10 protein-coding genes are annotated in these 12,144 nt (G+C 49.2%); 7 read left to right on the top strand and 3 right to left on the bottom strand.

The genetic code is table 11. The features are described from left to right. Positions 1-71: 71 nt before the first annotated feature. Entirely contained in the window at positions 72-818 is a 747-nt protein-coding gene (locus L2713_RS10230) for a TorF family putative porin (RefSeq protein WP_248967807.1), read from the bottom strand. Positions 819-1,640: 822 nt separating this feature from the next. Between L2713_RS10230 and L2713_RS10225 the strand changes: the two genes are divergently transcribed. From L2713_RS10225 to L2713_RS10210, 4 genes are all read left to right on the top strand, one after another. Further along, positions 1,641-2,789: an efflux RND transporter periplasmic adaptor subunit gene (locus L2713_RS10225; RefSeq protein ID WP_248967806.1), complete on the top strand. Its 1,149-nt coding sequence runs from the start codon at positions 1,641-1,643 to the stop codon at positions 2,787-2,789. A gap of 9 nt (positions 2,790-2,798) precedes the next feature. Further along, the gene (locus tag L2713_RS10220; RefSeq protein ID WP_248967805.1) at positions 2,799-5,933 is read left to right on the top strand and encodes an efflux RND transporter permease subunit; all 3,135 of its coding nucleotides are present in this window, start codon (positions 2,799-2,801) and stop codon (positions 5,931-5,933) included. 109 nt (positions 5,934-6,042) lie between these two features. Beyond that, positions 6,043-6,339 (top strand): hypothetical protein, encoded by a 297-nt coding sequence (locus L2713_RS10215; RefSeq protein ID WP_248967804.1) that lies wholly within the window; start codon positions 6,043-6,045, stop codon positions 6,337-6,339. A 48-nt stretch (positions 6,340-6,387) separates the two neighbouring features. Continuing rightward, positions 6,388-6,687: a hypothetical protein gene (locus L2713_RS10210; RefSeq protein ID WP_086902473.1), complete on the top strand. Its 300-nt coding sequence runs from the start codon at positions 6,388-6,390 to the stop codon at positions 6,685-6,687. 92 nt (positions 6,688-6,779) lie between these two features. Here L2713_RS10210 and L2713_RS10205 read toward each other — a convergent pair whose 3' ends face one another. Next, complete coding sequence (locus L2713_RS10205; protein ID WP_086902472.1) at positions 6,780-8,387, bottom strand: AbgT family transporter; 1,608 nt, start codon at positions 8,385-8,387, stop codon at positions 6,780-6,782. A gap of 466 nt (positions 8,388-8,853) precedes the next feature. On the opposite strand from L2713_RS10205, the gene L2713_RS10200 reads away from it, so the two are divergent. The 3 genes from L2713_RS10200 to L2713_RS10190 are packed head-to-tail and all read left to right on the top strand — an operon-like array spanning position 8,854 to position 11,218. After that, the gene (locus tag L2713_RS10200; RefSeq protein ID WP_011624553.1) at positions 8,854-9,420 is read left to right on the top strand and encodes a LemA family protein; all 567 of its coding nucleotides are present in this window, start codon (positions 8,854-8,856) and stop codon (positions 9,418-9,420) included. A 50-nt stretch (positions 9,421-9,470) separates the two neighbouring features. Further along, entirely contained in the window at positions 9,471-10,499 is a 1,029-nt protein-coding gene (locus tag L2713_RS10195; RefSeq protein ID WP_248967802.1) for a DUF3137 domain-containing protein, read from the top strand. Then, entirely contained in the window at positions 10,499-11,218 is a 720-nt protein-coding gene (locus tag L2713_RS10190; RefSeq protein WP_248967801.1) for a lytic transglycosylase domain-containing protein, read from the top strand. The genes L2713_RS10195 and L2713_RS10190 overlap by 1 nt, the downstream gene beginning before the upstream one ends. Positions 11,219-11,257: 39 nt before the next feature. On the opposite strand, the gene L2713_RS10185 is transcribed toward L2713_RS10190, so the two are convergent. After that, entirely contained in the window at positions 11,258-12,103 is an 846-nt protein-coding gene (locus L2713_RS10185) for a 23S rRNA (adenine(2030)-N(6))-methyltransferase RlmJ (RefSeq protein WP_109286699.1), read from the bottom strand. Positions 12,104-12,144: the final 41 nt, after the last annotated feature.

Here is a 12,144-nt window from a genome sequence, read left to right as displayed (position 1 = left end):
AGGCTCGATATTTCAAGCAATTGGAGTACTGCAGGGAAGCAGCGGGATGAACGTATAAGCAAAAAACAGGATTAGAAACTCTTACTGATCCCAATGACGACTCTGTCATCGAAGATTTCAGTCTGTGTGCCATAGACTTTATGGTCACTGTCGACAGTGCTGCCGTGGTAGCGTAAATCGAAGTTGAGGCCGTAATAAGCTTTGCTCAAGCCGATGTTCCAGTGGCCCCAACCTTCGGCGCCATCACCCGTGAGGTCTTGATAACCCACGGATGCCGAAATTTTTACGCCATTGTCAAAGCTATAGCTTGGGTGCAAGGCATAGTTAACCCCGTGCCAGCCATCGACACCAAACCAATCATCAACCGTTGGGGTGACTTCGAGTTGCAAATTCGCACGGCCGAATTGTTTGCCTACTTTTAACCATAATTCGGTGTAGTTAGAGTAAGAAGCACCCGGATAGAGGTATGAAAACAACATCACATCATAGGTAAAACCGGAATCGCCAAACTCACCCGCTTTACCAATAAAAGGTGCGGTAACGATTTCTAGGTTAGGGTCGGCAAATTTGATGTTGGAGCTAAATACGCCCGCATACCAACCTTGGTTGTGATTCCAACTCAGCGTACCTTGTACCACGGGAATATCACCGTCTAAGGTCTCTGATTCACCGCGGAACACATAATCCGAGGCAAAGTTAACATTGCCGTTAATGGTGCCAACAAAAAGCTGGTTGTCTTCGGCACCATGGGAGCTGGCCGCCAGTGAAAGTAACGCCCCACTTAGCAGAAATTTAGTACGAGTCTTCATAATCATCATCTCAAAGTCATTGGGAATTGTTAGCGCACCTTTATCGTAAAAATAAGTTGTGAATAGCGCTGTAGCTTGGGATGAACCAATGACGAAAAGATATGAATGAATGTGAACAAGCAGCGAAATAGCGCGATTGCGAGCAGCGTTTATTTTTTAAATGCGTTTTTTGGGAAGCAGAGTTTCATTTAATGGGGTGTAAATCGCCATTTCGGGTTTGCCCTCAATTAGACTTGGTCATAAAATGTCGCGTCCAAGGTTTTGGGCGTCTCTCATTTCCAAGATGTAGATTTAAAAAGAATTTACATAAGCCATATATTATTTCACGGTATCAAGAGTATTTTTCGCCTACGATTTTTCAACGCTTTAGTTGGATAACAAGGCGATATGAACCATCCTTGTTTATCAAGCATCTGCCGTTATTTGGGGGATGTTATATGCGTAAAATCTTATTAACGAGAGGCGCTAGCGAATATATCGCATCGTTATCGATTAACTGTGTTCAGCATTTATGGTGACTAAAGCTGTGTTGCCAAACATGTTTGCAACATTTTTGATATAGAGTAGGCTGGATAAGTGCTTTGTATCGTATAACGCTAACAACCTTATCCACTATTAGCATATTCATTAAATAGGGTAACAATTTAATGAATAAGGTATTCGCTAGGGTGTGAATATTTTCATTAGTTTACATTTTAGTTGGTTTATCTTTCTTGTTCATCCTTATAGGGTATGCGATAAGTAGCAGATTTGATTTTAGTTATAATTACGGCCGTGAGTTCACCATTGCAGCGTGGCAAAACGGTAGCGTTAATATTTAAAGGAGTTCTCATGCGGCAGACAATTAAACTTGCCTCAGTAATTAGCGTGGCGTTGTGGATGGCAGCTTGTAGCCCTCAAGAAGAGAAGGCTGGTCCTGCTGGCGCTGGGCCGCAGAGCATGGAGGTGGGGGTCATTAATGTGGCGACCAAGCCTCAGGTTATCCAAGTCGAATTACCGGGCCGTAGCAAGGCGTTCCTCGAAGCCGAAGTGCGTCCTCAAGTGAATGGTATTATTACCAAGCGTAGCTTTGTTGAAGGCGGCCACGTGAAGCAGGGCGAGTCCCTCTATCAAATCGATTCTGCGCCTTATAAAGCGGCATTGGTAAGTGCAAATGCCGATTTAGCTAGAGCGAATGCGAGTCTTGCATCGGCTAAGGCTAAAGCTGCCCGTTATCAGCAGTTAGTGAAGACTAACGCCATCAGTAAGCAGGATTTCGACGAAGCTGAAGCGGCTTACAAAGAAGCGCTGGCGAGTGTGACTGTGGCTGAAGCGGCAATCAACACTGCCAAAATTAACCTCGAATACACCGAAGTGTTAGCGCCTATTTCTGGTCGTATCGGTAAATCGAGTGTAACTGCTGGTGCGCTGGTGACTGCTAACCAAAGCCAAACGTTGGCGACCATTCAACAGCTCGATCCTATCAATGTGGATATCGCGCAGTCGAGTGCTCAGCTGTTACGTCTAAAAGCCAAGCTGCAGCAAGGTAAGCTGCAGGCGGCTGATAACGCTGACGTGCAGTTAGTCTTAGAAGACGGCACGATTTATGGCCACAGCGGTAAGCTGCAATTTGCTGAAGTGAGTGTGGATGAAAACACTGGCTCAGTGATCCTGCGTGCAGAGTTCCCGAACCCCGATGGCATCTTACTGCCTGGCATGTATGTTCGCGCCGTATTGAATACCGGTACCGATCCTCAAGCCATCCTAGTGCCACAAAAAGCCATTAGCCGTAACGCTAAGGGTCAAGCCGTGGCTATGGTGGTGAACGATCAAGGCGTAGTGGAAGCAAAAATTGTTACCACAGCTGAAGTTATCGACAATCAATGGCGTATTACTGCCGGTTTGGAAGCGGGCGATAAGTTGATTGTGGAAGGATTACAAAAGATCCGTCCAGGTGCACCAGTCACTCCCAAAGTTATTTCTGAAACCCAAGCACAATAGGGCATAGCTATGGCACGTTTTTTTATTGATCGCCCCATCTTTGCGTGGGTGATCGCGTTAATCATTATGTTGGCGGGGGTATTGTCTATTCGATCCCTGCCAGTCTCGCAGTACCCTAGTATTGCGCCACCGACAGTGGTGATCAGTGCGAACTACCCAGGTGCATCGGCCAAAATCGTAGAAGACTCAGTGACTCAGGTGATTGAGCAACGTATGAAGGGTATCGACCACCTACGTTATATCGCCTCAACCAGTGATAGCTTTGGTAACGCTTCTATTACCCTGACCTTTAACGCGGAAGCCGATCCGGATATCGCGCAGGTTCAGGTACAGAACAAGTTACAGGGCGCAATGACTTTGTTACCACAAGAGGTGCAATCTCAAGGGGTTAACGTTAACAAGTCAAGCTCTGGCTTCCTGATGGTACTGGGCTTCGTTTCGACCGACGGTTCTTTAGATAAGGGTGACATCGCCGACTATGTGGGCGCTAACATCCAAGATCCTATGAGCCGTGTACCGGGCGTGGGCGAAATTCAGATTTTCGGTGCCCAATACGCGATGCGTATATGGTTAGACCCACTGAAACTGACCCAATACAACCTCACCAGCTTAGATGTGGTGAGTGCTATCCGTGCGCAAAACGCGCAGGTATCTGCGGGTCAACTCGGTGGTACACCATCACTGCCTGGACAAGAGCTAAACGCGACTGTATCGGCACAGAGCCGTCTGCAAACGCCTGAACAATTCCGCAAGATCATTCTTAAATCCGATACTTCGGGTGCGAACGTATTCTTGGGTGATGTGGCGCGTGTAGAGCTGGGTTCAGAAAGCTATGCAGTAGAGTCTCTGTATAACGGCAAACCAGCTTCGGGTATCGCGATTAAGCTGGCAACCGGCGCTAACGCCCTTGATACGGCGGAAGCGGTTCGCGCTAAAGTTGAAGAGTTACGCCCCTTCTTCCCTGCTGGGTTAGATGTGGTTTACCCCTACGATACAACACCATTCGTTGAGAAATCGATTGAAGGCGTAGTACACACTCTGCTGGAAGCGATCGTACTGGTGTTCGTCATCATGTACCTCTTCCTGCAGAACTTCCGTGCGACCTTAATTCCAACGATCGCCGTACCTGTCGTATTGCTAGGTACCTTTGCGATTCTGTCGGCAACGGGCTTCTCCATCAACACCCTCACCATGTTCGCTATGGTGCTGGCGATTGGTCTGCTCGTGGACGACGCGATTGTGGTGGTGGAAAACGTTGAGCGGGTAATGGCCGAAGAGGGCTTAAGCCCACTCGAGGCAACCCGTAAGTCGATGGATCAGATTACTGGCGCGTTAGTCGGTATCGGTCTGACCTTGTCGGCGGTATTCGTACCTATGGCGTTTATGTCGGGTTCGACTGGGGTTATTTACCGTCAGTTCTCGATCACTATCGTTTCTGCGATGGCGCTGTCTGTGCTAGTGGCCTTGATATTAACGCCTGCACTCTGTGCGACCATGTTAAAACCATTGAAGAAAGGCCATGGCCATATCGAAACCGGTTTCTTTGGCTGGTTTAACCGTGGCTTCGATCGCTTAACGAACCGTTACGAATCGAGCGTGGCTGGCATTGTGAAGCGTAGTTTCAGAGTCATGATGATTTACGCTGCGCTAGTCGTGGCAGTGGGCTGGATTTTCATGCGCATGCCAACAGCATTCTTACCTGACGAAGACCAAGGTATCTTGTTTACGCAGGCAATTTTGCCAACCAACTCTACCCAAGAAAGCACCATGAAAGTGTTAGAGAAAGTCTCTGATCACTATCTGGCAGAAGAGGGCGTGAGATCGGTATTCAGCGTGGCGGGCTTCAGTTTCGCGGGTCAAGGCCAGAACATGGGTATTGCCTTCGTTGGCTTGAAGGATTGGTCAGAGCGTGAAGCGCCAGGTATGGATGTGCAATCCATTGCGGGTCGCGCGATGGGCGTATTCAGCCAAATGAAAGAAGCCTTCGTATTCGCCTTCGTTCCGCCTGCGGTAATCGAGCTGGGTACGGCTAACGGTTTCGATATGTACCTGCAAGATAAGAATGGCCAAGGGCACGATAAGTTAGTCGCAGCGCGCAACCAATTGTTAGGTATGGCGGCACAGAATCCAAACCTCGTGGGCGTTCGTCCAAACGGTCAGGAAGATGCGCCAATCTATCAGTTGCATATTGACCACGCCAAACTGAGTGCCTTAGGCATTGAGATTGCGAACGTGAACAGCGTACTCGCAACCGCATGGGGTGGCTCTTATGTTAACGACTTTATCGACCGTGGTCGTGTGAAGAAAGTTTACGTACAGGGTGATGCGCAATACCGTATGCAACCTGAAGACTTAGACACTTGGTACGTGCGTAACAACAAGGGCGACATGGTGCCATTCTCGGCCTTCGCAACAGGCGCTTGGGAATATGGTTCACCTCGTCTAGAGCGTTTCAACGGTCTACCTGCCATGAACATTCAAGGCGCAACGGCTGCTGGTTTCAGTACCGGTGCGGCGATGAATATCATGGAAGACATGGTGAAGCAGTTGCCACCAGGCTTTGGTATCGAGTGGAACGGCTTATCCTATGAGGAACGTTTATCGGGTAACCAAGCGCCTGCGCTGTATGCGCTGTCGATTCTGGTGGTATTCCTCGTACTGGCAGCACTTTATGAGAGCTGGTCTGTACCGTTCGCCGTAATCCTAGTGGTTCCGCTGGGGATTATCGGTGCCCTGCTGGCGATGAATGGTCGTGGCTTGCCAAACGACGTGTTCTTCCAGGTGGGTCTGTTGACGACGGTCGGTTTGGCGACGAAGAACGCCATCTTGATTGTGGAATTCGCCAAAGAATTCTATGAGAAAGGTGCGGGACTTATCGAGGCGACCTTACATGCGGTACGTGTGCGTTTGCGTCCAATTCTGATGACGTCACTCGCCTTCGGTCTAGGTGTAGTGCCTCTGGCCGTGAGTACAGGGGTGGGTTCTGGTAGCCAGAACGCCATCGGTACCGGTGTACTCGGCGGTATGATGAGTTCGACCTTCCTCGGTATCTTCTTCGTGCCGTTGTTCTTCGTGATTGTGGAACGTATCTTCAGTAAGCGCGAGAAGAAAGGTAAAGAAGAAAAGCCGACCTCGGCGGAGTAATCTAACCTAACATTATTAAAGCCCTGCACATGCAGGGCTTTTTGTTAGCGTATCGTTATAAGGATGGATAGCCAGCATTAGCCAATTCGGGCATATTGGCGGAATCATAATGGATAGGAGCCTTGGTATGTCGTCACAGGAACTTGCAGCGCTGGATAAAGCAATAGCCAAGGGAAAGTGGTTTTTTATCCTAGTGGTTGGCGTGTTGTTTTGGGGAGGCATGACCTCCCTCTTAGTCGCCACTATCCATTATTTCACCTCAGATACATCCTTTTGGGGCGAGTTAGCTCGGGCACTCTGTATTTATCCTGCGGCAGGTATTTTATTTGGTTGGTTTGACTGGGTGCGGCTACAACGTAAAAGAGATAGACTGCGCGCCGAATATTATCAGCCGCATAATGAGTAACAGTGTGTTGGCTTTAGGAGCAAAGTCGTGTCATCGGTGAGAGGTTTTATGACTAAGCAGCTTATCATGGCAGTCGTTTGCCATTGTATCGCCGTGGGCATGGTCGCCTATGGCGCCTATGAGTTTTATCTTGAGCAACTGGCCGTTCCTGAGCTGACTCGCCTCTTTGCCGTCGCAGTATTTTTTATTGGCATGGGGCTCGACCCTAATATGTTTTTTACTCCCCTCAACCAAGTGATGAGTCAGGCCGAGGATAAATCACCTAAGGCAAAGTTACAGACTGTGGTATTTAATCTGGGGGTTTTCTTGCTGATCTGTAGTTTTTTAATGGAATGGTTATACGACTGAAGTCGTTAATCCACCCAAGAATTCAGACATCAAAAATGGCGTCGAGCTTAGCTTCGACGCCCTTTTTGTTAGAGATGGAGGCAAGCCTCGGCTTAAGGTGTGTAGTAAGTGGCTGCGCCTGGCCCCACTGGCAGACCAAAGCCAAACACCCACAGGAAGAAGAACGCCGTCCAGCCAACGAAAAACACTAAGGTGTACGGCAGCATAGTGGCGATAAGCGTGCCTATGCCAAGGTTTTTCTGGTAACGGCAAGCCACGGCCAAAATCAGCCCGAAATAACTCATCATAGGCGTGACTAAGTTAGTCACTGAGTCGCCAATACGGTAGGCCGCTTGAATGGTTTCGGGCGCATAGCCGACTAACATCAGCATGGGCACAAAAATGGGGGCGGTAATGGCCCACTGAGCCGAGGCGCTACCCAGCATCAAGTTGATAAAGCCACAGATCATAATAAAAAACAGGAACAGGATTGGCCCAGTTAAGCCAATGGATTGCAGGGCATCGGCACCCAGCACGGCTAACACGGCGCCGAGATTACTCCAGTTAAAAAAGGCCACAAATTGCGCCGCAAAGAATACCAGCACGATATACAGCCCCATAGTGCTCATGCTGTGCGACATGGCATTGATAACGTCTTTATCGTTTTTAATGCTGCCAACGACCTTGCCGTAGACAAAACCCGGGATAGCAAAACAGATAAAGATAAAGGCGACGATGCCTTTGAGGAAGGGCGAACCCGAGACCAGGCCGGTTTTAGGATCGCGCAGTGGCGCACCCTCTGGCACGACTGACAGCGCAAGGATTACCGCTAGCACCAGCATAGATAATCCCGCCCACTTGAGGCCACGTTTTTCCAGCTCGGTGACATTGCCCATGGATTGGTGCACGGTTTCATCGGCATCATCGCCTTGATACTTGCCCAGTTTCGGCTCGACAATTTTCTCGGTCACAAAGGCGCCGAGGAAAGTGATCACAAAGGTCGAGACAAACATAAAGTACCAGTTAACCTCGGGGCCGACGTTGTAGTCGGGATCGATCATCCGCGCCGCCGCCTCAGTGATACCCGATAACAACGGATCGACAGTACCAAGCAATAGGTTAGCGCTGTATCCCCCTGATACCCCTGCAAATGCTGCGGCAAGCCCCGCCAGTGGGTGACGACCTAAGGAGTGGAAGATCATCGCCGCCATGGGGATTAATACCACATACCCAAGCTCTGCCGCCGTGTTCGACATAATGCCGGCAAATACGATAGTTAACGTCACCAAACGCTTCGACGCGCCCATAACGAGTGCACGCATCGCCGCGGATAACAGTCCCGAACGCTCGGCGATACCCACACCCAGTAGGGCGACCAACACAGTGCCTAAGGGCGTAAAGCCAGTGAAGTTAGTGACTAAGTTGGACACTATCATCCGCAAGCCTTCGGCATTCATCAGGCTGACCACATGGATAAGTCCATCGGCACCTCGGCCGTGGGCGCCCTCGGGGCGCGGATCGGTGACCGTTAATCCAAAGTAACCCGCAATGCCTGATACCAATATCACGGCGACACAGAACAGGGCGAACAAGGTAATAGGATGGGGGAGTAGGTTCCCTAAGCGTTCGACAATATTAAGAAAACGGACAAACCAGCCGCGAGAACTCATGTCGTCGGCCTGTGGTGAATTGACGGGAATATCGTTGGATTTCGAGCTCATTCTCTTGCCTCTGTCGACCTTTGCTAGCGCATTCTTTACCCGGGAGCAGAATCGATGCGGCGTACTTGGCAGAGCTATGTCTGGCCCAAGTGGTTGGATTAACGCTAAGGTGAAAGTTAAAAAATTGGCCGAAAAGTATGATGCTTAAGCTTTAATTGAAACTTAAATGTTGCAACTGTGGTTGTGCGGCGGATTATGGGGGAAATGCGGGGTAAAAAAATGGACTCACTAGGAGTCCAGTATTCACGAGCAAAAAGGTTGCTCTTAACGTTGTGCATATACACTATAGCCTAGTTTTTCTGTATCCAAGCTGAATAATCTCGCTGGTCATTTTGTTGCTTAATGCTCTGACCAGAGTAGCTAAAGCTAATATTTCATTGCGTTAGCTATCGCTTTAGATGAAATTCTTGGCCATTTATGTTTAGCTGTACCCGTTGAGACTAAGAACAAACCCTAAGGATGGAAGATGGACAAACTGTTATTAGGATTAGCGCTGATTTTTATCGTCACCTACCTTTGGTACGTCAGCCTAGTCAAAAAGCGCAATACCGCCCTCGAAGCCCTGTCGGGAATCGATGTGCAGTTAGCCAAGCGTGCCGATCTTGTGCCCAATATCCTCAAAATCGCCAAGCGATTTATGGATCATGAAAAGTCATTACTCACTGAAATCACTGAGCTACGCACGCAATTAACCCGCAATTACAACAAGACAGATCCGAATGCGGTGAAAGAGCATATCGCGCAAGCCGAGAAGCTGAACGATAAAATGGGTGCCTTGATGGTGAGCGTTGAAAGCTATCCCGAGCTGAAGTCGGACAATACTATGCTCGAGGCGATGCAGACCTATAACGAGGTCGAAGCCCATATCTCCGCTGCCCGCCGTTTCTATAACTCGGCGGTGTCTGAGTTAAATACTGCCGTTGAGATTTTCCCTGGGTCGATTATTGCGTCGATGGCAAACATTAAGGTGATGCCATTCTACGAGGTGAATGAAGCCTCTAAAGCGCCGATAGACGCGGCGGATTATCTGTAATCCTTCGATATTTGCGGGGCCAAGATAGGCTCCGCAAACATATTAACTGAATGAATATACTCACCTTTATCTTAGGTAGTCCCATCAAGGCTCAGCGGCAGGCGGCAAGATTGTCGGCCGACGCTTCGGATAGGGCGTCGCTGCAGGAGTACTACGATACCCAACTGGCGCCGCTCGCCGCCCGCTATGAAACTAAGCGCGTCAACAGCCTTAAGGCGACACGTAAACGTTTATATCTTAGTTTGGCGATAGTCGCAGGTCTCGTGTTGTTAGCGCTATTGGGGCATAGCCGTGGACTCATGCTGTTTCCGCTGCCGTTGGTCGCAGTATTGGGATTAGGTTTTTGGAGTTTTACACCGACTCGGCAGTTTAAGCGGCAAGTACAGCAAGAAATTTATCCCATCATGTTTAAGTACTTTGGTGAGGATTTTATCTACAACCGCGAGATGCGCCTCGACATGAATCGCCTCAGTGCGGCTAAGGTGCTACCCAATCACGATAAGGCGAGCTTTGGTGATTATATTCAAGGCCAATACAAGGGCATAGAGTTAGTCGTCAATGAGTTAACCTTGACCAAAGACGTGCGGGTGGAGGAGTGGGACGGCAATAAACGCCGAACCGTGACCCGCACCGAGACCCGTTTTCGCGGCACTGTGGTTGAGCTAAGTAGCCATAAGCAATTTGTTGGCCATACCGTGGTATTAAAGGATCGCGGCGGGCTGGCAAATTTCTTATCCGACAGCCACTCAGGGCTGCAAAGGGTGAAGCTTGAAGATCCCCTGTTCGAAAAAGAGTTTGATGTGTTTTCCACGGATCAAATCGAGTCGCGCTATTTGCTCAATACCGCCTTTATGGAGCGCTTGCAGCAATTGGCAAAATCCTTCGATGGGGATATTCAATGCGCCTTCTTTCGCAATCGTTTGATCTTGTTTTTGCCTAATCGCCGTAGTCGTTTCCAGATGCAATCTATCTTCGACAGTGCTAACTTTTCGGCCGAATTTAGCCAGTTAAACCGTGAGATGAAGCAACTCTTTGCTATTATTGAAGTACTTAAACTAAACGAACACACGGGACTTTGATGCCAGCAACGCATTCTTCGCCACTTTGCCTTAAGTCGATAGCCATCATGAGCCTTGGTTTGTGGTTGGCTTGGGGAAGTGTTGCGGCCGCGTTTGCCGATGAAGCCAAGCCTAAGCCCCGTATTGTGGCCCGTTATTCTGAAAGCGGTATTGTGAGTAACACTGGGCAAGAAAAAGTCAAAGTTTATCAATATCTACAGGCCAATGGTGTGACGGCTTTTACCGATAAAGCGCCGACCACCAATGAGTATCAAATCCTGCTCTATGACTGCTTTGCCTGTCGTCCTGACTCCAAAATTGACTGGAATGGTATTCGGCTGTTTACCCGCAATTACGATAGCTTGATCAGCCGTGCGGCTCATAAACATCAATTAGACCCTGCACTTATCCGCGCCGTGATCCACGCTGAATCGGCCTTTAATGCCAGAGCCTTGTCGCGTACTGGTGCAATGGGCCTGATGCAATTGATGCCCGAAACCGCCAAAGAGATGGGCGTGACCAATGCCTTTTTGCCGGAGGAGAATATTCTCGGCGGCAGTAAGTATTTGGCGCAAATGCTAAAACAGTTCAATGGTGATATTGCATTGGCCTGCGCAGCCTACAATGCGGGGCCAACCACAGTGACCCAATACAACGGTATTCCTCCCTATCCAGAAACCCAAGCCTATGTGGAACGGGTGCAAATTCTGCTAAAACGTTACCGCAGCGCCAAAGTCTAGCTGCTCTGCTGCATGCGGTGATGACGCAATAGGATTGGCTTATTCGCCGACTTCCCATTTAACGATGACATTGCCATCGGCTTGGCCTAAGTTTTTGCCGAGGTAATCGAGCATCTCAGTCGCGATTTCATCCAGTTGCCAAGGTGGGTTAATCACCCATAGTCCTGCGGCTGTCATGCCAAATTCATTGGAGTCCGGCTTGATTGCCTGCTCGATACGTAGCTGGCGCTTAATACCGCTACCTGCTAAGCGGGAAAGCATTTCTTCCGTCTGCGCGCGGTTGACTACGGGATACCAGAGCATAAATACGCCCGTGGCAAAGCGTTTGTGCGCCTTGATTAAGGTCTCGGCGACCGTTTGATAGTCGGTCTTAATCTCATAACTGGGGTCGACAAGTACCAGTGCGCGGCGCTCTAGTGGCGGTACCGCAGCAATCAATCCTTTAAGGCCATCGCCCTTGATGACTTTTACTTGCTTATCCTGCTCGAAATACTCATCCAGCAGCAGATGATCGGTACCGTGCAGCTCGTGCAGCAGCATACGATCCTTTGGCCCCAGCTCCATATCGATAATGGCGGGAGAACCTGGGTAAAAGTTGAGTTCTTCTGGATTGTCTTCGTTAAAGTGACGCACCGCATCTACATAATCCTGCAGGGATTTTGGCAGATCGGTTTTATTCCAAAGCTTAGCTACGCCTTCGAGGTATTCACCCGTCTTCTGAGCAAACTCATCCGTTAACGCATAACCGCCGGCACCCGCATGGGTATCGATATAGACCAAGGGTTTGTCTTTCTTATGCATTAACTGCAAAGTTTGCAGCAAAATAGCGTGTTTCAGCACATCGGCATAATTGCCGGCGTGATAACCGTGGCGGTAACTTAACATGGAGGATCCTAGTTATTTGCAAACAATGCAAAGGGAGGCAA

This window comes from Shewanella seohaensis (assembly GCF_023283775.1).
Taxonomy (GTDB): Bacteria; Pseudomonadota; Gammaproteobacteria; order Enterobacterales; family Shewanellaceae; genus Shewanella; species Shewanella seohaensis.
The sequence above is the reverse complement of the archived record's forward strand: the minus strand, read 5'-3'. Positions and strand labels throughout refer to the sequence as shown.